The organism is Blautia sp. 1001283B150304_161114_C9 (assembly GCF_015668165.1).
GTDB lineage: Bacteria > Bacillota > Clostridia > Lachnospirales > Lachnospiraceae > Blautia_A > Blautia_A wexlerae.
This window is the reverse complement of the sequence record NZ_JADPGO010000005.1, coordinates 65,712-91,708: the sequence shown is the minus strand read 5'-3', so window position 1 is coordinate 91,708 and position 25,997 is coordinate 65,712. Positions and strand designations below refer to the sequence as shown.

The window sequence follows — 25,997 nt, the reverse complement described above, 5'->3', positions numbered from 1 at the left end:
ATGAAGGAAAGAGATTATGAAGAGAAGGTTGGGAACAGTATTGGCAATATTGCTGTGCATTATTGTGACAGCGGTTTCTGTTTATGCTGATGATGGAAAGAGCCAGAATCCGGATTATGCAACAGATTATTACATGATCGTACAGAGTGCACAGGGTGGAGCAGATATTTATGATGAAGCGGATCCGAAGGGAATTAAACTGAATGACGGTCAGATTCCGAATGGAACTGCAATCCATGTTCTGGGTGAGAAAGATGGAACGGACGGCAAAAAGTGGGCATATACCCAGTATCATGGGATGAACGGATACATTCCTATGGATGATCTGGATCCGGCTTCCAGGGCAGACGCAGTGAATGAAGAGTATCGTACTTTTGGCGGAAAAGATGTGGATTTTGAAGTAAAGATTCAGGGAAATGGCGGAAATGTACCGGTTTATAACGGACCTGGAGAGAAATTTGATGAAGTTTCAGGAGCAGACGGAATTGCGGATGGGACAAGCGTACATATTTCTCAGTATATGCGGGGAGAAGACGGAACAAACTGGGGGAAAACAGACACAGATGGTGTGACACAGGGATGGCTGAATCTTGACAGGGATACAGATTATGTGAATGAAAATGTATCCGGAGATGCACCGGAGGCTGCAGGTACCTCAGGAAATGTCCCGGCTGCTGCTGATATTGTTACACCGACACCGGAAGCAACTCCAACTCCGAAAACAACACCGACACCGGAGGCAACACCTACAGAAGAAGCAACACCGACACCGGAGGCAACACCTACAGAAGACGCAACGCCAACACCGGAAGAAACAGAGACGCCTGCTTCGACAGAAGACAAGGAATCCGATGATAAGCAGAGTCAGAAAACATCAGGAAAGAATGTAAAAGCAGATTCAGGAATGAAGAATCCTGTAATCTGGATTAGTGGTATCGGGATTATTGTTATCATAATTTTACTTATTTATTTCCTGAAGAAGAAAAAGTAAGAGTTAAAATCATTAAAGAATGCCGTCGACGGCAGAGAACAGTTACAAAATAAACAGTGGAACTAAAAGAGCAGCGCATCGGATGATGCAGCTGCTCTTTTTAGAAAATGTGTGTGTATAATTGAGACGTTATGAGGAAACCTCAAATCAGTCTTAATTAACAAAAACTATTAATGTGTGTGCATATATAGTCTACAATTTTTTTGCAATTTAATCAAGATGGAATTTTATAGAACGTGATATATTTTTGAGGAAAGGTTACTGTTCACACACCACTATCCCGCGAGGTGTTTTGGCATGAATATGCCAAAATCCCGAGACATACGAGCCAAAATTCCATTGCCGCAGGCAATCTGGAATGAATTTTGGCTACGTTACTGTGAACGGAGTGAACAGTAACGAGGAAAGAGGCTATTCAGACTTTTTACTTGCGTAACTCTGGCGGGAAACGTATAATAGGAAAAAGCAATACTCGAGGGTGAGGAAAAGAGGATGAAGATAACAGAAGAACTGTTAAATGAGATGAAAATTAAGGATGAGAACTTTTCTGACGGTCTGATCAAGCCGGACGGCGATTACGTAAGAATACCCAGAGGACATCTTCATGGAATGATGGAATTGCTTCCATGGACAGAGAACGAAATCTGGAAAATGATCCCGGATGATGATTCTCCGCTGTTCTGGCTGATTGAGAAAACAGGATGCGTTCTTACGGATTATAATAATTCTATTGGCATGAAGATGACACCTGCTCAGCAGACTGTGTTTGATATGATGCGAAAACATGGGGTTCTTACAGATGATTATTACGATCTGACGAAACAGAGGGAGAAAGTAAGAGAAGCCAGAGAACAAAAAGAGAACAGGAAACAATAGTTAAGTGTATATGAATATATGGGAGTGCAGCGATGGAAAAGCATGCTCATTAAAGCCATCCGATGCAGAAAAAACAATATACGATATTAAAAAGCAGCATATCAGAGTTATGGATCATAACCTGATATGCTGCTTTTAACGTGTCTGAAGAAAAATGAAATGTCAATCATAAAAACAAAACAAAAACAACCAGAACGGAAGAAAAAACAAATAAAAAACAACATAAAAGTTCAGGATACACATGTTGATTTATGTTGACTTCGCGATAGCCATAAGGTATAATGAATCTATATGAAAACATGGAGGATATTGCTGTCAGAATGATACCGGAATGTATTGGGGTCTGGTATGGGTGCAGCTTTTATTCATGAGAAAGGAGTAACATGGAAAAATTTCAAACATCAGATATTCCTAAGTCTCCCAGAATTCAGAAACTGGTAGATGCATTGTATGAACATATGCCGGTGATCGAATCAGCCAGAGCAAAGCTGATCACAGAATCTTATAAGGAAACAGAAGGAGAACCGATCATCACACGCAGAGCAAAGGCTTTTGCGCATATTCTTCATAACATTCCGATCATTATCCGTGACAATGAACTGATTGTCGGAAGCAGTACGATTGCGCCGAGGGGATGTCAGACATTTCCGGAGTTCTCTTATGAGTGGCTGGAAGCTGAACTGGATACAGTTGCGACCAGAACTGCGGATCCTTTTGAGATTGCTGAGGAGACCAAAGCCGAACTTAAGGAGGCAGATAAGTACTGGAAAGGGAAAACAACCAGTGAACTTGCAACTTCCTATATGGCACCGGAAGCAATCAAGGCAATTGAACACAATATTTTTACACCTGGGAACTATTTTTACAATGGTGTAGGACATGTAACAGTTAAATACTGGGAAGTACTGGAAACCGGTTTTGAGGGAATCATGGAGAAGGCTCAGAAAGAGCTGGATGGATGCAGTGTCGGTGACGGTAATTATGCAAGAAAGTCTCACTTCCTTGAGGCAGTGATTTTAAGCTGTAAGGCGGTGATCGATTATGCAGGCAGATATGCAAAACTTGCGCAGGAAATGGCGGCACAGACAAGTGATCCGGTAAGAAAACAGGAACTTTTTGTTATCGCAGAGAACTGCAGCAGGGTACCGGCAAAGGGTGCACAGAATTTCTATGAGGCATGTCAGTCATTCTGGTTTGTACAGCAGCTTCTTCAGATGGAATCCAGTGGACATTCTATTTCACCGGGTCGCTTTGATCAGTATATGTATCCATATTATAAGAAGGATATGGAAGCAGGAACAATTACCCGAGAGTTCGCACAGGAATTGATGGATTGCATCTGGGTTAAATTAAATGACCTGAATAAATGTCGTGATGCGGCTTCAGCGGAAGGATTTGCAGGATACAGCCTTTTCCAGAATCTGATCGCAGGTGGTCAGAATAAAGAGGGAGAGGATGTAACTAACGATCTTTCTGTTATGTGTATTCAGGCATCTATGCATGTGCATCTTCCGGCTCCATCACTTTCTGTGAGAGTATGGAATGGTTCTCCGCATGAATTCCTGATAAAGGCAGCCGAGCTTACGAGAACAGGAATCGGACTTCCTGCATATTACAATGATGAGGTGATTATTCCGGCACTGCAGAACAGAGGCTTATCTCTGGAGGATGCCAGAGAGTACAATATTATCGGATGTGTGGAACCGCAGAAAGCCGGTAAGACAGAAGGGTGGCATGATGCCGCATTCTTTAATATGTGCAGACCTCTGGAACTTGTTTTTTCGAATGGTATGGATAAAGGTGAGATGGTGGGAATCCCTACCGGCGATGTCACTCAGATGAAGACCTTTGATGAATTCTTTGACGCATATAAGAAACAGATGGAATACTGCATTTCTCTGCTGGTGAATGCAGATAATGCTATTGATGTAGCTCATGCGGAACGCTGTCCGTTACCATTCCTTTCCTGTATGATAGATGACTGTCTGAAAGAAGGCAAGTCTGTCCAGGAAGGTGGAGCTGTTTACAACTTTACAGGTCCTCAGGGATTTGGAATCGCCAATATGGCAGATGGACTTTTTGCAATCCGCAAACTGGTCTATGAGGATAAGAAAGTATCTATGAAAGAACTTAAGGAAGCTCTTGCATGGAACTATGATAAAGGACTGGATGCGCAGTCCGCCGGTGATATGACAGAGATGATCATGAAGGCAATGCAGAAAGCAGGCAGAAATGTGGATGCTTCCACTGCAGAAGGACTTCTGAAAACTTTCATGGGAATGAAACCGGGTGAACAGAAGACACAGAGATTCAAAGAAATCCACGATATGATCGATGAAGTTCCGAAATTTGGAAATGATATTCCGGAAGTTGATTATTTTGCAAGAGAAGTTGCCTATACATATTCCAAACCGCTTCAGAAGTATAACAATCCAAGAGGCGGAAAGTTCCAGGCAGGTCTGTATCCTGTATCTGCAAATGTACCGCTGGGCGGACAGACTGGAGCAACACCGGATGGAAGATATGCACACACACCTGTTGCAGACGGCGTTTCGCCATCTGCGGGCAAGGATGTAAAGGGACCTACGGCAGCGGCAACTTCCGTATCCAGACTGGATCATTTTATTGTATCCAACGGAACACTCTTTAATCAGAAATTTCACCCATCCGCACTTTCAGGAAGAGAGGGACTGGAGAAATTCGTTGCACTAATCCGCGGATACTTTGACCAGAAGGGAATGCACATGCAGTTTAATGTAGTTGACAGGCAGACACTGCTGGATGCACAGGAACATCCTGAGAAATACAAACATCTGGTAGTACGCGTGGCAGGCTACAGTGCACTGTTTACGACACTTTCCCGTTCCCTTCAGGATGACATCATCCGTCGTACAGAACAGGGCTTCTGATCCAGACGTTTTTTGCAGGAAGTAAAAGTGACAGGCAAAGGATGTATGGATAACAGAATAAGAAAGGAAAAGCATGGACTATTTGGATACAAAGGGCAGAGTGTTTGATGTCCAGAAATATTCTATTCATGATGGACCGGGTATAAGGACGATCGTATTTCTGAAAGGTTGTGTCCTGCGGTGCAAATGGTGCTGCAATCCGGAATCTCAGGAATATAAGATCCAGACAATGAAAGTGCAGGGAGAAGACAAGGTCATCGGACGTGATGTGACAGTCAGGGAGATGATTGAAGAAGTTGAGAAAGACAGGGTATACTATTACCGCTCGGGCGGAGGTATGACTCTTTCCGGCGGAGAATGTCTCTGTCAGCCGGAATTTTCAGGAGCACTTCTGAGAGCTGCCAAAGAGAGAGGGATTTCTACTGCGATCGAGAGTATGGCATGTGCAAAATGGGAGACGATTGAGACAATCTTACCGTATCTGGATACTTATTTAATGGATATTAAACATATAAATCCTGCGAAACATAAAGAATTTACAGGACGTTCCAATGAACTGATGATGGAAAATGCCAGAAAAGTGGCGCTTTCCGGTAAAACCAGGCTGGTAATCCGTGTACCGGTGATACCCACATTTAATGATACAGTGGAGGAAATCCAGGGGATTGCAAGGTTTGCAGACACACTTCCCGGAGTGGACAAGATTCATCTTCTTCCGTATCACAGACTTGGACAGGATAAATATGAGGGACTTGGCAGACCATATCTGATGGGAAATGTGGAACCACCGTCCAAAGAACATATGGAAACATTAAAAAAGGCAGTACATGCGGTCTGCGGTCTGGACTGTCAGATCGGTGGATGAGGCATTTTTTGCATCTGATACGATTATTGGAATAAAAAAAGAAAAAAACAAACAAAAACAACACAATAAAACCCGTAAAAACAACATAAAACAACGGAAATGTATTGACTTTTTATGACCGATAGTGTAAAATCACAGGTAGAAACGTCAAAAACTATATCAATGCCTTAAGGAGGAAAATGAGCATGGTAAACGAATATGAAATCAAAAAACAGATCTGCGACATCGGAAGAAGAATCTACAGCCGCAACATGGTAGCTGCAAACGATGGTAACATCTCTGTAAAACTGAACGACAACGAATTTCTTTGCACACCTACAGGTGTATCCAAAGGTTTTATGACACCGGAGTATATCTGTAAAGTAGACAGAGAAGGAAATGTGATCCAGGCTAACCCGGGATTCAAACCATCCTCTGAAATCAAAATGCATATGAGAGTTTATGAGAAGAGACCGGACGTAGGTTCTGTTGTGCATGCTCATCCGATTTATGCAACATCTTTTGCAATTGCAGGTATTCCGCTGACACAGCCGATCATGCCTGAAGCAGTTATCTCACTTGGATGCGTTCCGATCGCTGAATACGGTACACCATCTACAATGGAGATTCCGGATAATCTTGAGAAATACCTTCCATATTTCGATGCAGTTCTTCTTGAGAACCATGGAGCACTGACATGGAGCACAGACTTAAACGCAGCTTACATGAAGATGGAATCTGTTGAGTTCTACGCACAGCTTCTGTATCAGTCAAAAGTTCTTGGCGGACCTAAGGAATTTGATGAGAAGAACATTGAGAAACTTTATGAAATTCGTCGTAAATTCGGTATGGCTGGTAAACATCCGGCAAACCTCTGCCTGAACAAAGACGGCAAGAACTGTCATAACTGCGGTGGAGCATGTCAGGACGGAGAATTCAAGAAATTCCCTGGATATCAGTATGATTTCGTAGGTGGAGATTCAAAACCGGCAGAGAATAATGCTGCATCTGATGCACAGTTAGTTGCTGAGATTACAAAACAAGTAATGGCTCAGTTAGGAATGAAATAAGAGCATAGATAATCAAGGAGGACAGTCTCATGCCAATTAATGAGAATATGGTACAGGAAATTGTACAGGAAGTTATGGCAAAAATGCAGATAGCAGACGCTCCGACTGGCAAACATGGCATTTTTAAAGAAATGAATGATGCAATTGAAGCTGCCAAGAAATCACAGCTTATTGTAAAGAAAATGTCCATGGATCAGAGAGAAAAAATTATTACCTGCATTCGTAAGAAAATAAAAGAAAATGCAGAAGTAATGGCACGCATGGGTGTGGAAGAGACCGGTATGGGAAATGTAGGAGATAAGATTCTCAAACATCATCTCGTAGCTGATAAGACACCGGGAACAGAAGTTATTACAACAACTGCATGGTCAGGAGACAGAGGATTAACTCTTATTGAAATGGGACCTTTCGGTGTGATCGGTGCTATTACTCCATGTACCAATCCAAGTGAAACAATTTTATGTAATACAATGGGAATGCTTGCAGGAGGAAATACAGTTGTATTTAATCCTCATCCGGCAGCAATCAAGACTTCCATTTATGCGATCAATCTTCTGAATGAAGCATCATTAGAGTCCGGCGGACCGGATAATATTGCGGTTACTGTAGAGAAACCTACTCTTGAAACCAGCAATGTAATGATGAAACATAAAGACATCCCGCTTATTGCAGCAACCGGGGGACCTGGAGTTGTAACTGCAGTTCTTTCTTCCGGCAAACGTGGCATTGGTGCAGGTGCAGGAAACCCTCCGGCACTTGTTGATGAAACAGCTGACATCCGTAAAGCGGCAACAGACATTGTAAACGGATGTACATTTGATAACAATCTTCCATGTATCGCAGAGAAAGAGATCGTAGCAGTTTCTTCTATCGTAGATGAGTTGATGCATTATCTTGTAACTGAGAATGATTGTTATCTTGCATCTAAAGAAGAACAGGATAAACTTACAGAAGTAGTTCTGGCAGGCGGAAAACTGAACCGTAAATGTGTCGGACGTGACGCAAGAACACTTCTTTCCATGATCGGTGTCAATGCACCGGCAAATATCCGCTGTATCGTATTTGAAGGACCGAAGGAACATCCGCTGATCACAACAGAGCTTATGATGCCGATCCTTGGTGTAGTAAGAGCAAGAGATTTTGATGATGCAGTGGAACAGGCAGTATGGTTAGAACACGGAAATCGCCATTCTGCACATATCCATTCAAAGAATATTGATAATATTACAAAATATGCGAAAGCAATTGATACAGCAATCCTTGTAAAGAATGCACCATCCTATGCTGCATTAGGATTTGGCGGTGAAGGCTATTGTACATTTACAATCGCAAGCCGTACAGGTGAAGGTCTTACCTGCGCAAGTACATTTACCAAGAGAAGACGCTGCGTAATGGCAGACAGCCTTTGCATTCGTTAAAGATGATGAGTTAAGGAGAGAAAGAACATGGACATGAATAATGTAAATATAGAAGAAATCGTGAAACAGGTTCTCTCCGGCATGACAGGAAATGCACCGGCAGCAGCAACAGTTTCTGCACCGGCAGCAACAACTGGAATCCCGAAGACAGCCAGAGTAGCTGTATTAACTGAAAAGGAACATTTCGAACTGAAAGAATATCCGATTCCTCCGATTGGAGATGACGATATCCTGGTTAAAGTTGAAGGATGCGGTGTGTGTGGTACAGATGCACATGAATTTAAAAGAGATCCATTTGGCCTGATCCCGGTAGCACTTGGACATGAAGGTACAGGTGAAATCGTGGCTATGGGTAAGAATGTTAAAGTAGATACTGCAGGAAAACCTGTAAAGGTTGGCGATAAAGTCGTTACTTGTATGATCTTTAAAGATGATCCGGAAATCACAATGTTCGACCTGAACAAGAAGAACGTAGGCGGAGCTGATGTATACGGACTTCTTCCTGACGATGATGTACATCTCAACGGATGGTTCTCTGATTACATCTTCTTAAGAGGCGGAAACTTCGGAACTACATTCTTTAATGTAAGTGATCTGGATCTGGATTCCCGAATTCTCATTGAGCCATGTGCAGTGCTTGTACATGCAGTAGAGAGAGCAAAAACAACCGGAATCCTTCGTTTCAACAGCAGAGTTGTAGTTCAGGGCTGCGGACCAATCGGTCTGATCTGCATTGCAGTACTTCGTACTATGGGCGTAGAACATATCTGCGCAGTAGACGGAAATGAGAAACGTCTTGAATTTGCGAAGAGAATGGGAGCAGATACAAGCGTTAACTTCATGAACTTCAAAGGAATCGAAGCACTGACAGAGGCTGTAAAAGAAGCACAGGGTGGACACCTTGCAGATTTTGCATTCCAGTGTACAGGAAATCCAAAAGCTCATGCAAATATTTATAAATTTATCCGTAACGGCGGCGGCCTTTGCGAACTTGGTTTCTTCATCAATGGTGGAGATGCTACAATTAACCCGCACTTTGATCTTTGCTCCAAAGAAATCAATCTGGTTGGTTCCTGGGTTTACACTCTCAGAGATTATGTTACAACATTTGATTTCCTTAAGAGAGCAAATGCAATCGGTCTTCCAATGTCTGAGTTAATTACAGACAAATTCCCGTTAGAGCAGATCAACGAAGCTCTTCAGACAAACTTGGCAATGACAGGTCTTAAGATCGCAGTTGTAAACAAATAGTTACTGTTCACCGGTAATATCCCGCAAAGAGTATTGCTGTGAACGGAGTGAACAGTAGCAACAAATAATAAGCCTGGCAATAGAGGAGAAAAGAAATGGCAGAAGCTGTAGGAATTTTAGAGGTATTCGGGCTGGCGACAGCCTTTGTAGCAGGCGATGCCGGATGTAAGGCAGCAAATGTCCGCCTGGAGGTTTTTGATAAAAACAAACCAGCCAATGCTGACAGCCTGCCGGTACCGCTCCTTGTCTGCATTAAATTCAGAGGAAGTGTAACTGATGTTACAGCGGCTGTGGAAGCAGGCATGGAAGTTGCAAACAGAATGACTGGTGTGGTACAGCATTATGTGATCCCGAACCCGGAAGAGGGAACGGAAAAAATGCTGAAGATCAGCGCCCTGGATAAGGATTAGCAGTTGCATATCCATTGGGCATCAGTTAAAATATAATCAGATATTTATTTGTAGATTCAGGAGGAAGCAGAAATGGCACAGGAAGCATTAGGAATGGTAGAAACCAGAGGACTTACAGCAGCAATTGAAGCAGCTGATGCAATGACAAAAGCAGCTGAAGTAGCATTAGTAGGAACAGAGAAGATCGGATCCGGACTTGTAACAGTTATGGTACGCGGAGACGTAGGAGCTGTTAAGGCAGCAGTAGAAAGCGGAAGCGCAGCAGCATCCAGACTTGGCGAATTAGTTGCTACTCATGTAATTCCGAGACCTCATACAGACGTAGAGAAAATCCTTCCAAGCATCTGACCAGCAGATTGAGAAGTGTAAAAAAGGAGTTCGCTCATGAGTAAATCATATGGATTTATAGAAATCACTGGTGTCGTTGCAGCAATCGATGCACTGGACATCATGTGCAAAACTGCAGACGTTGAGCTGGCGTCATGGGAACGTAAGCTGGGCGGACGACTGGTTACTATTATAGTTGAAGGCGATGTATCTGCCGTTACAGAAGCAGTAAATGCAGCAGCGACAGGTGCGATCAAGAAACCGGTAAGTTATGCAGTAATTGCACGTCCCCATGAAGAAATCGTCAGAATGGTGGAATTAAGTGCAAGTCGCTGGAAGAACAATCAGGGGGATGAATAATGGCTGAAGAGAAGAAACCGGAAGCAGATAAAAATGCCCCTAAAAAGGCAGCCGCTCCAAGAAGAACGAAAGCAAAAACTTCTTCAAAACCGGAAGTAAAAGCTCAGACGGCAGATACGGCGGCAGAAACAGCAAATAAAACAGAATCCCAGAAAGAACAGATAAAGGAAACAGTATCTCATAAGGAGGAGAAAGTTATGACACAGGAAGCATTAGGAATGGTAGAAACCAGAGGACTTACAGCAGCAATCGAAGCAGCAGACCAGATGTGCAAGGCTGCTAACGTAGCATTAGTAGGAACAGAGAAGATCGGATCCGGACTTGTAACAGTTATGGTACGTGGAGATGTAGGAGCTGTTAAATCAGCAGTAGAAAGCGGAAGCGCAGCAGCATCCAGACTTGGTGAATTAGTTGCTACACACGTAATCCCAAGACCACATACAGATGTAGAGAAAATCCTGCCTGTATTAAAATAGTAATCCATCGTAACTGTCCGGTATCTGCACAGCAGACTGCCGGATGGTTATAATCCGTCATATTTGACAGAAAGCAGGTGTATTCTTGGAATCTAATAATATTGAACTGATTACCAGAATGGTCATTCAGGCAATCAATCAGAATGAAAAAAAAGGCGATGGATTCATGGTTCCCATCGGGGTTTCCGCAAGACACATTCACCTGACACAGGAACATGTAGAAGCATTGTTCGGACCCGGATATCAGCTTACGAAGAAGAAAGAGCTGATGGGAGGTCAGTTTGCTTCTAATGAAACAGTTACCATTGTGGGACTGAAACTTCGTGCCATTGAGAATGTAAGAATCCTTGGACCGGTGCGTAAAGCTTCACAGGTTGAGGTATCTGCGACAGATGCCATTAAGCTTGGAATGAATGTTCCGGTTCGCGAATCCGGAGACGTTGCAGGAAGTGCACCAATCGCAATCGTAGGTCCAAAAGGAGCCGTTTATCTGAAAGAGGGATGTATCGTGGCAATGCGCCATATACATATGTCTCCGAAAGATGCACAGGCTGCAGGTGTGAAGGACGGTGATATCGTATCAGTAAAGGCAGATAATGAGAGAGGAACCATCTTCAATCAGGTCAAGATCCGTGTAGACGACAGCTTTACACTGGAAATGCATATTGATACAGATGAAGCAAATGCAGCAAAGATTGCTACAGGCACTACCGTAACAATAATTAAATAATATCGGGGGCCAAAGGTCAAAAAGCCGTTCGTGCCTGCACGATAAGGTTTTTGAACAGAAACCCTTAAGCGTTAATTGGGGGCAGAAGTATTTGCCCCCAATATTATTATCAGAAATAATTTGGAGGCTCATATGATCGTAGGCAAAGTTGTAGGAAGTGTGGTATCCACACGAAAGAGTGAGAAGTTGATTGGAAGTAAATTTATGATTATCGAGCCTGTGCATCATATGAAAGGCGACCTGAGCCAGCTGGTTGCGATCGATATGATCGGAGCCGGAGTTGGTGAATATGTATTGGTGGCACAGGGAAGCGCAGCAAGAATAGGCTGCGGCGTAGAAACAGCACCGGTAGATGCCGCAATTGTCGGTATCATTGATGACGGTGCAGGATTGGAGTAACGCCATGGAAATCAAAGAATTACAGGATATTATACAGCAGAATGGTGTGGTAGGTGCCGGCGGAGCCGGATTCCCTACTTATATGAAGCTTACAGACAAGGCCAATACCATTCTTATGAACTGTGCAGAGTGTGAACCATTACTGAAATTACACAGACAGTTATTGGAAAAACACGCATATGAAATTATGAAAACATTCCATATGATCCAGGAGACGGTTGGTGCTTCTGAAGCAATTATTGGAATTAAGAAGTCTTATGTACAGACAATTCATGCATTAAATCAGCATATTGAAGAATTTCCTGGCATGAGGCTGCATCTTCTGGACGAAGTTTATCCGATGGGAGATGAGGTTGTACTTATTTATGAGGCAACCGGAAGAGTAGTACGGCCGGGAGGACTGCCGATCGAGCAGGGAGTAGCCGTATTTAACGTTGAAACTGTATACAATGTATATCGTGCTGTGGAAGAGAAGCAGCCGGTTACAGACAAATATGTATCTGTTGTTGCAGAAGTAAGTGATCCTGTTACAGTGAGAGTTCCCCTGGGATGTACTCTGGAGGAAGTGGTAGCACAGGCAGGCAGCACAACAGTGAAGGATCCTGTCTATTTCGTAGGCGGCCCGATGATGGGGCGTATCGGAAATGGTTCAGATCCGGTGACAAAGACAACAAATGCGATTTTGGTCCTTCCAAAAGACCATCTTATTGTAGCGAAGAAGCAGCGGACTTCTTCCATAGATTTAAAACGTGCAGCATCTATCTGCTGCCAGTGCAATACCTGCACAGATTTATGTCCGAGACATAATCTGGGACATCCGATCGATCCGGCGAAATTTATGAGAGCTGCATCAAATAATGATTTCAGAGACCTGAATCCATATATAGATGCTTCCTTCTGCAGTTCCTGCGGTGTATGTGAGATGTACTCATGTCCGCAGAGTCTTGCACCGAGAAGTCTTCTCGCAGATATGAAGGGCGGTCTGAGAAAAGCAGGTATCCGTCCTCCGCAGGGTGTACAGCCGAAACCGGTACAGGAATCCAGAGAATACCGTAAGGTTCCGGAAGAACGTCTGATGGCGCGACTTGGTCTTACGAGATATGACAAGGATGCTCCTCTGAAAGAAGAACTTGTACAGGTTAAGAAAGTAAGGATATTATTGAGCCAGCACATCGGAGCACCTGCACAGGCAGTGGTCAAAGCCGGTGATGAGGTAATAAGAGGGCAGATGATCGCACAGCCGGCACAGGGCTTAAGCGTTGGTATTCATGCTTCTGTCAGCGGTAAAGTAACAGAAGTAACAGACCGTTACATTATTATTGCAGTAAAGTAGAAAGGACGTGCACAAAATGAGTAAAGCAATCGGAATGATTGAATTTAAAACCACATCTACAGGCGTTACTGCAGCAGATGCTATGGTAAAAACATCTGAGGTAGAGATCGTCGAGGCACAGACCGTATGTCCTGGTAAATATATTGCAATTATTACCGGTGACTTAAGTGCGGTAAAGGCCGCCGTTGATACGGCAGTAACTACATATGAGGATAAATGCATTGACAGCTTTGTGCTGGGCAATCCGCATGAATCCATTTTCCCGGCAATTTACGGAACTACTCAGGTAGAAGATATCAGTGCGCTGGGAATTCTTGAAACTTATGATGCAGCTTCCATTATCGAAGCAGCAGACCAGGCAGCTAAGACTGCGATCGTAGATCTGATAGAACTTCGTATTGCCAAAGGTATGTGCGGAAAATCATATATGATGATCACCGGTGAAGTTTCTGCGGTAGAGGCTTCCATTGACAGGGCAAAAGAACTTGTAGCTGCCAAGGGTATGTACCTGGATTCTTCCGTTATCGCACATCCTGACAGAAGAATGATCGACAGTATTTTATAATATCTGGGGTAAGAAGTTTCTGCCCCTGACACTTATAAAAAATTTCTCGAAAAAAGGAGGCAAAGATATGCTTGCACTGGAGAGAAGAAATCTGATTCTCGAAAAATTACAGGCAGAAAAGCGAGTGGTGGTCAGCGAGCTGAGCCAGCTTTATGACGTCTCTGAAGAGACCATACGCCGTGATCTGGATAAACTTGAAAAGGAAGGACTTGCGATAAAAAGTTATGGCGGTGCTGTGATCAATGAGGATGTAAGCATTGATTTGCCTTTCAATGTACGTAAGAACCAGAATGTTACAGGAAAGCAGAAAATGGCTGAACTTGCAGCTTCCCTTGTGAAAGACGGAGATCATATTTTCCTGGATGCGAGTACTACGGCAGTTTTTGTGGCGAAAGCATTAAAGGAAAAAGAACGTCTTACCGTAATTACCAATTCCATGGAAATACTTCTGGAGTTAGCTGATGTATCCGGGTGGAACATTATCTCCACCGGAGGCGTAATGAAAGAAGGATATCTGGCTTTTCTTGGATCAAAGACAGACGAATCCATACGTTCTTATTATGTAGATAAGGTTATCTTTTCGTGTAAGGCACTGGATCTGGAATGGGGGATTATGGAATCTCAGGAAGCTTTTGGATCTACCAAGAGAGCGATGATCGGTTCCGGACGAAAGAAAATTCTGGTTGTTGACAGTTCTAAATTTGATCAGACAGCGTTTTCCGTAGCAGGAAGCATGAAAGAAGTAGATATTATAGTGACGGACAAAGAACCGACAGAACGCTGGAAGAAGCACTTTGAGAAATATAATGTAAAATGCCTATATCCTGTCTGACAAAGAAAATAGGAGTATGATACAATGAATACTTTTGAGATGAAAACCGCGATCCATTTTGGGGATAACGCGTTAGACAGATTAAAAGAGATCCCGTATAAAAGGGTTCTCATTATAACAGATCCATTTGTGGTACAAAGTAAAATGATCGATCTGATCACTGCTCCTTTAAACAGTGCAGGTATTGAATACGATATTTTCCATGACGTTGTGCCGGATGCACCTGTGGACAAGATTGCAGAAGGGGTAAAGAAGTTCCTGGAATATCAGCCGGAAGCAGTTGTTGCAGTCGGTGGTGGTTCTGCGATTGATTCTTCCAAGGCAATCAGAGAATTTGCACTGAAGATCAACAATTACGGAAAAGTAGGTCTGATCGCAATTCCGACTACAAGTGGTACCGGATCAGAAGTTACTTCTTTTGCAGTAGTAAACGATACTGCAGCACATGTAAAATATCCGCTGATCTCAGAGAGCCTTACAGCAGATGAAGCAATTCTGGATGCAGAGCTTGTAAAGAGTGTTCCGCCGGCCATCACAGCAGATACTGGTATGGACGTGTTTACACATGCGCTGGAATCATACGTAAGTACTGCACATAATGAATTCTCTTCTGCACTTGCGGAGAAAGCCATTGAAATTTGCGGAGTATTCCTGCTGAGAGCATATCTGGACGGCAGTGATATGCATGCGCGTAAAAAAATGCATGTAGCTTCCTGTCTGGCTGGTTTATCCTTTAATACAGCAGGTCTTGGAATCACTCACAGCATGGCTCATCAGCTGGGAGCAATGTTCCATATTCCGCATGGAAGGGCAAATGCTATGCTGCTTCCGCATATCGTAGAATTTAATTCTGATATCAATAAGCACAGTAAGAGCCAGAAAGAGTATCTTCCGGCTGTAAAGAGATACGCCAATGTTGCGCACATTCTCGGACTGAGCAATTATAATAAAGTAATGACGGTCCGTTCTCTGGTAAACTGGATTCAGTTTATGCAGAAAGAGATGAATATTCCGCTGACGATTCAGGAACTGGGAACAATTGCACCGGAAGAATATTTTGCAGCAATTGACAAGATGGCAGACGCAGCACTTGCAGATGCCTGCACAGTGAATAATCCGAGAGTTCCGACTAAAGAAGATATTATAAAGATTTATACGAAATTATGGTCATTCTGAAAATGAAGACAATAATTTCCGGCAGATGCTGACTGCCGCTGAAATCAGATACAGGAGATGGAGAAGAGATGAGTATTTATACAAAAAGAGGAGACAGAGGAATTACAGATATGGCTCATGCCGGTAATATTTCCAAGTCTGATGACCGTATCCGCCTTATGGGTGAGGCTGATGAACTGAATAGTCATATTGAACTTGTAAAAAGTATGCTCCGTCAGTCAGAAATACTTCAGCTTCTTGAACGTATTCAAAAGAATCTTGATCTGATCGCAGCGGGAGTCAGTAACCCATATGATCGTGACTGTAAAGTCAGTGAAAAGGAAACAGCAGTGTTGGAGGCGGAAACAGATAAACTGGAAGCACTGTGCGAAAAGCCTGTTCCGGAGAAGCTTACAGGAAAGAGCCGACTGGCTGCAGAGATAGATATTGCACGTACTGTTGCCAGAAGAACAGAGCGCTGCCTTGCACAGGTCAGCGTGAAGTTTGGCGCAGATACAGAGAGTAAGAGATTTCTTAACCGCCTTTCGGATTATCTGTATATTTTGGCGAGATATATAGAGTATTACTCTGATCTTTCAGTGGAACTGTCTGATGATCATGCGGGTGCATTGGCGAAAACGTCTGATAATAATACAGATGCATTGCCGGAACCGTCCGACAGTAATACAGATGTATTAAAAAAGACGGCAGATATCAATGAAGCCGTCATCCAGGAGGTTCTTAAACGAATGGGAATTCAGAGCAGGATAACATTGGATACAGCGAAGAAACTGATCGAGAGACTGGAGCAGGAAGCTGTGCGCAGAGGGCAGCGTGCGGTAATCGCGGTCTGCAATCCGGAAGGAAATCCGGTTGCGGTCCATGTGATGGATGGAGCATTCCTTGTAAGCTTCGATGTTGCAATGAAGAAAGCCTATACTGCAGTGGCAGTGAAGATGTCTACAATGGAACTTTCGAAGATCGCACAGCCCGGAGGAACCTTTTATGGCGTTGACAAGCTGGATGGTGGAAAAATCGTTATTTTCGGCGGCGGTATTCCGCTGAAGTCCGGAAATACAATTATCGGTGGACTTGGAATCAGTGGCGGTACAGGAGAAGAAGACCATAGTCTGGCAGAGTATGGTCAGTCTGTGTTAAATGAAATATTGTAAGATGGATGACAACTATTTGGCAGTCCGCTGTTGAAGGCACCAGACAGTTGCGAAGGAGTATTAAAAAGATCAGAACAGTTCTGAAGAGAGCTGTTCTGGTCTTTTTGCGATGTACTGATTTATCTTCGCTTATATTTCCCGGGAGTCATGCCTTTGTATTTCTTAAAAGTACGTATAAAATAACTCAGATCATTAAATCCGTTCCTGTAAGCAATTTCTGTGATTGAATCATCAGTAGCCGCCAGTTGTAAACAGGCTTCTTCAATTCTCTGTCTGTTCAGATAATCCACAGGAGTCTGATGGGTCATTTCCGAAAAGAACCTGCAGAAATATTTCGGTGACATAGAGACAGAAGCAGACAGTTCCTGAAGTGTGATAGGATTGGCATAATTTTTTTCGATAAATTCCAGAACCTGCTTCAACTGGAGAATACGTTTATAGTCTCTGCGCGTTCGGGTAGGATTTTCGATAAAGTAATGATTACTGAAAATCAAACCAAAAAAGTGGTAAAATTGTCCAAATACAGTCAGCTCATATCCGGTATCTTTTTCATACATGGCATCAAACAGAACAGAAATACAGTTCAGAATCTGTGGATGCTCATCTGAAAAATGTGGAAAAAGCATTGTTTCCTGATGCAGGATTTTCTGGATATATTCTCCGCATACAGGATTGTTTTTCAAAAAAGTGTTCATATCAAAAACAATGCACTGATATACACAATCATGGGGAATTCCTGAATGAAGGATTCCACTATGTACAAAAATGACATCATTCTTAACTGCTGTAAAACTTTTTTCGTCTAAAGTGACGGTAAGAGAACCTTCCAGAATACGAATTATTTCATATTCCACATGCCAGTGATAAGACATGACATATCTGGGATGTGTATGATCGATGTGATGAAACTCAAATGGAAACTCATAAGTGCCTCTTGGACGGTCTTCATTATGGTTTAAATCATGCAAAAGAACTTTCCTCCTTACAAAATTTACAGAAATTTTATGATTAAAACAGAAAAAGTGAATATTGTACTGTTTTTTGCTATTATAACACAAGTAATTTTCTGAATGCAATTATATAATAGATATCAGTAACAAAGTTGAGTGGTCAGGCTGCTGTGAACGGAGTGAACAGTGGTTATCGGGCTACTTGGCACAACAGGTGTAGAGGTTATTATTTTTGTTATATTTGCAGTCAGAAGATGCTGCGAAAAGTGAAAATGTAATCTTGGGGGTTAGAGCGTGTCTGAAAAATCATTCCCGCAATCTGCACGCCCCACTTTGCGGGATATTTCACCCGAATTCAGTTGCCGTAGCCCGCTACGGCGCCCTCATCCGGGCAAAATATCCCACAAATTGTGACGCACATCTTGCAGAAAGCCTTTTTCAGACACGCTCTAGCAGGAAATGATCCTGCGGGAATATTACAATAATTTATCAGGAGGTATTTTATTATGGCAAAGAGCAGATTAATTGGCAGCTATCCGGTAATTGGTATCAGACCTACTATCGATGGTCGTAGAGGAGCACTGGATGTTCGTGGATCTCTGGAAGATCAGACAATGAATATGGCGAAATCAGCTGCTAAATTATTTGAAGAGAATTTAAGATATTCCAACGGTGAACCGGTTAAAGTTGTAATCGCTGATACAACCATCGGACGTGTTGGAGAGAGCGCTGCATGTGCAGATAAATTCCGTAAAGAAGGCGTAGATATCACTCTTACAGTTACACCATGCTGGTGCTACGGCGCTGAGACAATGGATATGGATCCACAGACGATCAAAGCTGTATGGGGATTCAACGGAACAGAAAGACCTGGTGCTGTATACCTTGCATCTGTACTTGCAACACATGCACAGAAAGGACTTCCGGCATTCGGTATCTATGGACATGATGTTCAGGAAGCTGATGACACATCTATTCCGGAAGATGTTAAAGAAAAACTGTTAAGATTCGGCCGCGCAGCAGTTGCAGCAGCATCCATGAGAGGAAAATCCTATCTGCAGATCGGTTCTGTAACAATGGGTATCGGCGGATCTATCATTGATTCCGATTTCATCGAATCTTATCTTGGAATGAGAGTTGAGTCTGTTGATGAGGTAGAGATCATCCGTCGTATGACAGAAGGTATCTATGATCACGCAGAATTTGAGAAAGCTCTGAAATGGGCAAAAGAAACCTGTAAGATTGGCTGGGATAAGAACCCTGAAGAACTTCAGTTCTCAGCTGAAAAGAAAGAAGAGCAGTTCGAGTTTGTTGTTAAGATGGCAGTTATCATCAAAGAACTGATGAACGGCTGTGACAACCTTGATCCTAAATTCTCTGAAGAAGCAATCGGACACAATGCTCTGGCAGCCGGTTTCCAGGGACAGAGACAGTGGACAGATTTCTATCCGAACGGTGACTTTGCAGAAGCTATGCTGAACACCTCCTTTGACTGGAACGGAGCACGTGAACCATACATCCTGGCTACAGAGAACGATGTTCTTAACGGACTTGGAATGCTGTTCATGAAACTTCTTACAAACAGAGCACAGATTTTCGCTGATGTTCGTACATACTGGAGCCCGGAGGCTGTTAAGAAAGCTACAGGATATGACCTTGAGGGCGTAGCAAAAGAAGCCGGCGGTTTCCTTCACCTGATCAACTCCGGTGCTGCCTGCCTTGATGCTAACGGAGAAGCAAAAGAAGCTGATGGAACAGCTGTTATGAAACAGTGGTGGGATATCACAGAAGAAGACCAGAAAGCAATCATGGAAAACACAGAATGGTGTATGGCTGACAACGGATATTTCCGTGGAGGCGGATACTCCAGCCGTTATGAAACACGTGCCCAGATGCCTGCAACAATGATCCGTCTGAACCTTGTAAAAGGACTTGGACCGGTTCTGCAGATCGCTGAAGGATGGACAGTAGCTCTTCCTGAAGAAGTATCTGACAAGCTGTGGAAACGTACAGACTATACATGGCCATGTACATGGTTTGCTCCAAGATGCGATGGCAAAGAAGGACCGTTCAAGACAGCTTATGATGTAATGAACAACTGGGGTGCAAACCATGGAGCAATCTCCTACGGACACATTGGTGCAGATCTTATCACAATGTGCTCTATGCTGAGAATTCCTGTATCCATGCACAATGTTCCTGAGAAAGATATCTATCGTCCGGCAGCATGGAATGCATTTGGAATGGATAAAGAAGGTGCAGATTTCAGAGCATGCAAGAATTATGGACCTCTTTACAAATAATAAATAAAACCGATATGTAAGAATGTATATCGGCCGCCCGGAGTTGGAGATGATCTGACTTTGGGCGGCTGTTTGTATCAGGGGGAATCAAAAAAAAACAAACTGATATCTGTGTGTACAGATACCAGCCTGTTGTATATATATGTATGTGTGATGTGTGTATAATGTGTAAAAATGATATTTGGCATGAATATGCCAAAATCCCGAGACATACAAGTCAAAATTCCATTGCCGCAGGCAATCTGGAATGAATTTTGGCTACGTTACTGTGAACAGTAACGAAAAGATAAAGCAAAATCAGTTGTTGATTACAACACCTTTCTGAAGCATTATATTTGCATACAGAGCTTTTTCGCTTGTGGAAATAATGCAATATGCAGTTTTGGCTTCTTCATAGAAAGCGAAACGTTCAATATTTCCAACCGCTTTATCGCCGCGCTCGTCATATTTGGCAACGATTTCTTTATATGTATCCCAGATTGGTGTTTCTACATTATCGCCAGGCATAACTTCCATGAGATTTATAGGATGCTCTACATAAGTATCCAGTGGAAACAGTTTGAGGATCGCATCCAGGATTTCCGGTACACCATGTCCGTCACAGCGGATAGTGATGGCATTCTTTCCCATAGATTCAACAGGGAAGTTACCGTCTGCGATAACAAGACGATCGCTGTGGCCCATTTCACATAAAACTTTTAATAATTCCGGTGATAAAATTTCAGGAATTCCCTTTAACATAATTTGTATTCTCCTTTCAAAATTCTGAAAATCATTGTAAACAGTTTAATGAAAAAAATCAGATTATTCAAGGCAATATTTTACGCAAAAAGAGTAAATTTTTATAGTTTACAGCGGAGGAAACAGTAACACACAGAGTTGTATGAAATGCACAAAAATATATTGAAAAAATTGAAAAAATAGTATAAATATGCTATTATCATTATAGCGAATCAAGCGGATATTTGAAATTTACTTTGCTGTTTGCTCATAACCGAATAGCTGCCTGGCAGAGGACTTACCTGATTCGGTTAAATAAGTAAAAGGATGTAGTAGTTTTAAGCCAAAATTCCATTGCCGCAGGCAATCTGGAATGAATTTTGGCTAAGTTAGTGTGAACGGAGTGAACAGTAACATTTTTATTTGGGTTATCAGGCAGGGGATGATGCCTGATCTTATGGGGGATAAAACTTAATATGTACAAAATATTATTGGTAGACGACGAAATCCTGGTCAGGGATGCAATCAGGGAGAACATTGACTGGAAAAGCCTGGACTGTGAGCTTGTGGGGGATTGTGAGAATGGCAGACAGGCAGTGGAATTTGTGCAGAGCCACAAGGTGGATGTTGTATTGACAGATATCTGTATGCCTTATATGGATGGTATGGAACTGAGCGAGTTTCTTCATGATAATTATCCGGATATTCTTATTGTTATATTCAGCGGTTTTGGGGAATTTGAATATGCGAAGAAAGCAATCCGTTATAATGTAAGTGAATATATGCTCAAACCTGTCACAGCAATGGAACTGACAAAAGTGCTCCGGAATATGAAAGAGAAACTGGATTCCAGAAAAAAAGAACAGAAAAAAATGGAATCCCTGTCGCAGACTTCAAAGGATTACCACAAGAATGTGGATGTCATCCGGTCGAAAGCACTGGAGACTCTTGTAAATTGTACCAGAGATGTACAGGTAAGTCTTCTGGAACTGAAAAAGCTGGGGATCAGCTTTGACTGTTCGAGCTACAGAGTAGCTGTTTTTGATATGGACACTTACTCAGAAATGTATCAGGTAGATATGCATAAACAGCAGGAAAGCGCACTGATGTCCTTTGTACTTTTTAATATAAGCAATGAAATTGTGACCAGAGAGAACGCAGGTGTTGCTTATCAGGAAGGCAGCAATCGGGTATGCATTATATTTACAGGATGCAGATCCAGAGAATTCGGAGACAAAATACATAGTATCTGTCAGGAAATCCAGCAGAAAGTAAAAGAAGTGATCGGGATTGAAACTTCTATAGGAATCGGAAGCTGGGTGAGATCACCTCAGGAACTGGTCTATTCCTATAAGCTTGCTGAGAAAGCCATTGGCTATCGGTATCTGCTGGGAGGCAGCCTCCTTTTGGATATGGAAGAAAAGAAAACGGACAACAGTATTAATCTTATAAAATCTCTGGAAACACTGACAGAAGAGATAAAGGTCGGAAACAGGCAGAAAGTGACAGAAATCCTGGAGCAGATCGAGCATGAGATCAAAGGGGCACTGGTGGAGAAAAGCTATGCCTGCATTTATCTTCAGCAGGTGATACGTGCCATCGGAAATACCTGCCAGTCCCTGAGTGATGATCCGGAAAAGATCATTGCTCAGAGAGAGAAGCTTCTGAAAGAAGTTTCTCAGGCAAAAACCTTTGATAAAGCAGTGACATTGGTGAAGAAGTATGCTGAAGGAGTTTTTGAATCACTTCAGGATCTGAATAGTTCCAGCGGCCAGAGGCAGGGAATGATGGCTATGGATTATATCCGGAAAAATTATATGGATCCGGATCTGAGTCTGAACAGTATCTGTTCTTATCTGAATATCAGTACCAGCTATTTCAGTACTATTTTTAAGGAGATGACAGGGGAAACATTTATCGAATCACTTACCAGGATCAGAATGGAGAAGGCGAAGGAACTCCTGGAGAATACAACTCTGAAGAATTATGAGATTGCGGAAAAAGTAGGATTTTCAGATCCACACTATTTCGGAATTTCATTTAAGAAGATGACAGGAAAAACACCTACCGAATATGCAAGGGAGAAACGCCGATGAAGATTTCTTCAAAATTTAAGAGTATTCAGAGTTCTATTTTCTGTGCGGTGTCGATCCTGGTATTAAGTGCTGTGCTGGTTGTGACAGTGGTATCTCTGAGATATACGAATTCATCTATTTATGAAAATTCTGTCATGTATACACAGACGATCATCAAACAGCTGAATCAGAATATAGATTCGTATATCAGTTATATGGATAATATTGCGTCAGTGATCGCGCAAAGCGGTGATGCTTATAAATATCTGTACAGTGAAAAAGGACATGGAGCCACAAAGGATGAAAATTACAGTGAATACAGACAGCGTCTTGTGGAACAGTTTAAAACGATCCTGAAGGGCAGGGCGGATATCAGAAATATCGGGATTGTCAGAGAGGATAAGAATACTCCATCTCTGTTTGACAATGGATTATCTGTGAGAAATACATATGTAGATCTTAATACACAGCCATGGTATGCAGATGCAGTCGGAAAATATGACCGGTATAATCTGACATCATCTCATGTGCAGAATGTGATAAAGGGAGAAAGACCATGGGTCATCACACTCAGCAGAGGAATCCGCAATTATACAGGAACAGAAGCAGAGGATGGAGTAGTTTTTCTGGATCTGAATTACAGTGCGATCAGTGAACTCTGTGCGCAGAGCAGCATGGGAGATAAAGGATATGTTTTTATTCTTGATCAGAATGGAAATATCGTTTATCATCCACAACAGCAGCAGTTATATAATGAACTGCAGACAGAGAACATTTCACTTGTTATGAATGCAAAATCAGATATTGTTACTGTCGGAAAGGGAGATGACGAGAAAATTTATGCACTGTCCCATTCTGATATCACAGGATGGACTATTGTGGGATGCATGAATATGTCTGAACTTTTACGAAACAGCAGACAGACAAGAAGTATTTATGTGCTGGTAGCAGTGGGGTTGATCATAGTTGCTCTTCTGATTTCCAGCCTGATTGCCAGGAATATTACGCTGCCGATCCAGAAGCTTCGTGATTCCATGAAAAGTGTGCAGAAAGGAAATTTTGATATTGAAGATATAGAGGTGATTTCCGACAATGAAATAGGAAGTCTTACCAGATCTTTTAATGTGATGACGCACAGGATATGGGAATTAATGGAGCAGAATGTAAAGGAGCAGGAGCAGAAGAGAAAAATAGAACTGAAAGCCCTGCAGTCGCAGATCAATCCACATTTTCTGTATAATACGCTGGATTCTATTATCTGGATGGCTGAAGGAAAGAAGAATGAGGAAGTGGTGATAATGACGGCTTCTCTGGCGCGACTGCTCAGACAGAGTATCAGCAATGAGGATGAGCTTGTAACAGTCGGACAGGAGATTGAATATGTCAGAAGTTACCTCACGATCCAGAAGATGCGCTACAAGGATAAGCTGGAATTTGAGATAAAGGCAGATCCATCCATTACACAGGTACCTATCATTCGTCTGGTATTGCAGCCGCTCGTGGAGAATGCAATTTATCATGGCTTAAAATATAAAGACAGTAAAGGACTGTTGACAGTACATGGATATATGAAAGGTGAGAATGCAGTAATCGATATTACGGACGATGGTGTGGGAATGGATGAGGAAACCCTGAAACATATTTATGATAAGCATAAGGTGAATTACCGTTCCAATGGAGTTGGGGTGTACAATGTGCAGCAGCGTCTGGTTTTATATTATGGAAAAGATTATGGCATTATCTATCACAGTGAAAAAGGAAAGGGAACCACAGCATCTGTTGTAATTCCCGGAATACAGGAGGAATCCCATGAAAAGTCATAAAAAAGAGATTATAACAGTTGCAATCCTTATGGCGGCAGCAGTGGTGATTTTTGCCGGAATCCTGAAACCGGAGGCAACACAGACGAAAAAATGCTCCCTCATTTATATTCCAAAGATCAGGGATAATACCAATGATTTCTGGACTTCGGTAATATCCGGCTGTAAGATGGCGGCAGAGGAATATGAATCTGACCTTGAAATCCTGGCTCCGGATAAAGAAGAGAATATAGAAGAACAGAATAAACTTCTGAAAAAAGCCATTGAGCAGAAACCGGATGCGATTCTGTTTTCCCCTTCCAGCATGGATGCATCAGATGAACTTCTGAAGGAAGCAAAAGAAAAAGGAATCCGTATTACCTATATTGATTCCTATACAAAAGAAGAATTGCAGGATCTTACAGTTGCCACAGATAATGTGAATGCAGGCAGGATGTTAGGAGAGTATGCCAGAAAATTAATCGATAAAGATTCAAAGATAGCCATTGTCAGCCATGTAAAAGGTGTTTCCACGGCTGTGGAGAGAGAACAGGGATTCAGGGAAGGTCTTGGTGACTATGCTGATAACATAGTAGATATTGTCTACTGTAACTCACTCTATGAGAAATCCTATGAACTGGCGCAGGAACTGATGAGGAAATATCCGGATCTGGAACTGATTGCAGGAATGAACGAATATTCTGCAGTTGGTGTGGGAAGAGCAGTCAGTGATGCAGGAGCGAAAGATAAGATCGCAGTAGTTGGTGTGGACTGTTCTCAGGAGGCCATCAATCTTATGGAAATGGGCGTTTATAAGGGAATTATTGTGCAGAAAGCATTCCGGATGGGGTATATCGGAGTGGAAGAAACCATTCATATGCTTAACGGGGATGCAGTAGAGAAGAATATTGATTCAGGATGCGAGCTGGTTACGCCGGAGAATATGTATAACAGTGATATTGAACGGCTGATCTTCCCGTTTAGCTGACTGACGCGTTGAAACGACTGCATAATATAAGGATAAAAGAAGCA

General features: G+C 42.5%; 24 protein-coding genes and 2 pseudogenes. 23 read left to right on the top strand and 3 right to left on the bottom strand.

What is annotated here, in order from left to right:
- Window positions 1-16: 16 nt before the first annotated feature.
- The 18 genes from I4V44_RS04160 (at window position 17) to I4V44_RS04075 (ending at window position 17,118) form a co-directional block, all read left to right on the top strand.
- A complete protein-coding gene (locus tag I4V44_RS04160; protein WP_118758848.1) occupies window positions 17-991 on the top strand; it encodes a hypothetical protein in 975 nt (324 codons plus the stop codon).
- Between the two features lie 492 nt (window positions 992-1,483).
- Complete coding sequence (locus I4V44_RS04155) at window positions 1,484-1,867, top strand: hypothetical protein (protein WP_008705589.1); 384 nt, start codon at window positions 1,484-1,486, stop codon at window positions 1,865-1,867.
- A gap of 383 nt (window positions 1,868-2,250) precedes the next feature.
- The gene (locus tag I4V44_RS04150; protein ID WP_008705588.1) at window positions 2,251-4,776 is read left to right on the top strand and encodes a glycyl radical protein; all 2,526 of its coding nucleotides are present in this window, start codon (window positions 2,251-2,253) and stop codon (window positions 4,774-4,776) included.
- 73 nt (window positions 4,777-4,849) lie between these two features.
- A complete protein-coding gene (locus tag I4V44_RS04145; RefSeq protein WP_118569393.1) occupies window positions 4,850-5,641 on the top strand; it encodes a glycyl-radical enzyme activating protein in 792 nt (263 codons plus the stop codon).
- A gap of 185 nt (window positions 5,642-5,826) precedes the next feature.
- Window positions 5,827-6,690, top strand: coding sequence for a class II aldolase/adducin family protein (locus I4V44_RS04140; protein ID WP_008705585.1), 864 nt, complete (start codon window positions 5,827-5,829; stop codon window positions 6,688-6,690).
- Between the two features lie 29 nt (window positions 6,691-6,719).
- The gene (locus I4V44_RS04135; protein ID WP_008705584.1) at window positions 6,720-8,108 is read left to right on the top strand and encodes an aldehyde dehydrogenase family protein; all 1,389 of its coding nucleotides are present in this window, start codon (window positions 6,720-6,722) and stop codon (window positions 8,106-8,108) included.
- Window positions 8,109-8,135: 27 nt separating this feature from the next.
- Window positions 8,136-9,359: a zinc-binding dehydrogenase gene (locus tag I4V44_RS04130; protein ID WP_020993375.1), complete on the top strand. Its 1,224-nt coding sequence runs from the start codon at window positions 8,136-8,138 to the stop codon at window positions 9,357-9,359.
- A gap of 95 nt (window positions 9,360-9,454) precedes the next feature.
- Window positions 9,455-9,769 carry a BMC domain-containing protein gene (locus I4V44_RS04125; RefSeq protein WP_008705582.1) on the top strand — a complete coding sequence of 105 codons (315 nt, stop codon included), beginning with the start codon at window positions 9,455-9,457 and terminating at the stop codon, window positions 9,767-9,769.
- 72 nt (window positions 9,770-9,841) lie between these two features.
- A complete protein-coding gene (locus I4V44_RS04120) occupies window positions 9,842-10,117 on the top strand; it encodes a BMC domain-containing protein (RefSeq protein WP_008705581.1) in 276 nt (91 codons plus the stop codon).
- A gap of 36 nt (window positions 10,118-10,153) precedes the next feature.
- Entirely contained in the window at window positions 10,154-10,456 is a 303-nt protein-coding gene (locus tag I4V44_RS04115; RefSeq protein WP_008705580.1) for a BMC domain-containing protein, read from the top strand.
- Between the two features lie 197 nt (window positions 10,457-10,653).
- Window positions 10,654-10,932, top strand: coding sequence for a BMC domain-containing protein (locus I4V44_RS04110; protein WP_005427721.1), 279 nt, complete (start codon window positions 10,654-10,656; stop codon window positions 10,930-10,932).
- A 118-nt stretch (window positions 10,933-11,050) separates the two neighbouring features.
- Window positions 11,051-11,662 (top strand): phosphate propanoyltransferase, encoded by a 612-nt coding sequence (locus I4V44_RS04105; RefSeq protein ID WP_370792859.1) that lies wholly within the window; start codon window positions 11,051-11,053, stop codon window positions 11,660-11,662.
- Window positions 11,663-11,794: 132 nt separating this feature from the next.
- Complete coding sequence (locus I4V44_RS04100) at window positions 11,795-12,061, top strand: EutN/CcmL family microcompartment protein (RefSeq protein ID WP_008705576.1); 267 nt, start codon at window positions 11,795-11,797, stop codon at window positions 12,059-12,061.
- A 4-nt stretch (window positions 12,062-12,065) separates the two neighbouring features.
- The gene (locus I4V44_RS04095) at window positions 12,066-13,394 is read left to right on the top strand and encodes a 4Fe-4S dicluster domain-containing protein (RefSeq protein ID WP_118569392.1); all 1,329 of its coding nucleotides are present in this window, start codon (window positions 12,066-12,068) and stop codon (window positions 13,392-13,394) included.
- Window positions 13,395-13,410: 16 nt separating this feature from the next.
- Window positions 13,411-13,959, top strand: coding sequence for a BMC domain-containing protein (locus I4V44_RS04090; RefSeq protein ID WP_008705571.1), 549 nt, complete (start codon window positions 13,411-13,413; stop codon window positions 13,957-13,959).
- A gap of 67 nt (window positions 13,960-14,026) precedes the next feature.
- Window positions 14,027-14,791 carry a DeoR/GlpR family DNA-binding transcription regulator gene (locus I4V44_RS04085; RefSeq protein ID WP_118569391.1) on the top strand — a complete coding sequence of 255 codons (765 nt, stop codon included), beginning with the start codon at window positions 14,027-14,029 and terminating at the stop codon, window positions 14,789-14,791.
- Window positions 14,792-14,815: 24 nt separating this feature from the next.
- Window positions 14,816-15,967 carry a 1-propanol dehydrogenase PduQ gene (locus I4V44_RS04080; RefSeq protein ID WP_118569390.1) on the top strand — a complete coding sequence of 384 codons (1,152 nt, stop codon included), beginning with the start codon at window positions 14,816-14,818 and terminating at the stop codon, window positions 15,965-15,967.
- Window positions 15,968-16,035: 68 nt separating this feature from the next.
- Window positions 16,036-17,118 carry a cob(I)yrinic acid a,c-diamide adenosyltransferase gene (locus tag I4V44_RS04075; RefSeq protein ID WP_055053737.1) on the top strand — a complete coding sequence of 361 codons (1,083 nt, stop codon included), beginning with the start codon at window positions 16,036-16,038 and terminating at the stop codon, window positions 17,116-17,118.
- A gap of 119 nt (window positions 17,119-17,237) precedes the next feature.
- Here the strand turns inward: I4V44_RS04075 and I4V44_RS04070 are convergent, their stop codons facing one another.
- Together I4V44_RS04070 and I4V44_RS18100 are read right to left on the bottom strand one after the other, a co-directional pair.
- Entirely contained in the window at window positions 17,238-18,086 is an 849-nt protein-coding gene (locus I4V44_RS04070) for an AraC family transcriptional regulator (RefSeq protein WP_161233885.1), read from the bottom strand.
- Between the two features lie 229 nt (window positions 18,087-18,315).
- A pseudogene (locus I4V44_RS18100) lies at window positions 18,316-18,468 on the bottom strand (DUF6783 domain-containing protein).
- Here I4V44_RS18100 and I4V44_RS18095 point away from each other — a divergent pair.
- Window positions 18,427-18,531 (top strand): annotated as a pseudogene (locus I4V44_RS18095) (DUF6783 domain-containing protein); the annotation flags it as partial. The pseudogenes I4V44_RS18100 and I4V44_RS18095 overlap by 42 nt on opposite strands.
- A 43-nt stretch (window positions 18,532-18,574) precedes the next feature.
- On the top strand, window positions 18,575-20,371 hold the full coding sequence (locus tag I4V44_RS04065) for an L-fucose isomerase (protein WP_022381348.1): 1,797 nt from the start codon (window positions 18,575-18,577) through the stop codon (window positions 20,369-20,371).
- A gap of 297 nt (window positions 20,372-20,668) precedes the next feature.
- Here I4V44_RS04065 and I4V44_RS04060 read toward each other — a convergent pair whose 3' ends face one another.
- On the bottom strand, window positions 20,669-21,112 hold the full coding sequence (locus I4V44_RS04060; RefSeq protein WP_196002375.1) for an RbsD/FucU family protein: 444 nt from the start codon (window positions 21,110-21,112) through the stop codon (window positions 20,669-20,671).
- A gap of 455 nt (window positions 21,113-21,567) precedes the next feature.
- Here I4V44_RS04060 and I4V44_RS04055 point away from each other — a divergent pair, with 455 nt between their 5' ends.
- Genes I4V44_RS04055 through I4V44_RS04045 form a run of 3 tightly spaced genes read left to right on the top strand, consistent with a single transcriptional unit; the run spans window position 21,568 to window position 25,953 of the window.
- Complete coding sequence (locus tag I4V44_RS04055; RefSeq protein WP_118592774.1) at window positions 21,568-23,187, top strand: response regulator; 1,620 nt, start codon at window positions 21,568-21,570, stop codon at window positions 23,185-23,187.
- Window positions 23,184-24,989, top strand: coding sequence for a sensor histidine kinase (locus tag I4V44_RS04050; protein WP_196002374.1), 1,806 nt, complete (start codon window positions 23,184-23,186; stop codon window positions 24,987-24,989). Before I4V44_RS04055 ends, I4V44_RS04050 begins: the two co-directional genes overlap by 4 nt.
- Entirely contained in the window at window positions 24,976-25,953 is a 978-nt protein-coding gene (locus I4V44_RS04045; protein WP_022380185.1) for a substrate-binding domain-containing protein, read from the top strand. Before I4V44_RS04050 ends, I4V44_RS04045 begins: the two co-directional genes overlap by 14 nt.
- The last annotated feature ends 44 nt before the right edge of the window (window positions 25,954-25,997 follow it).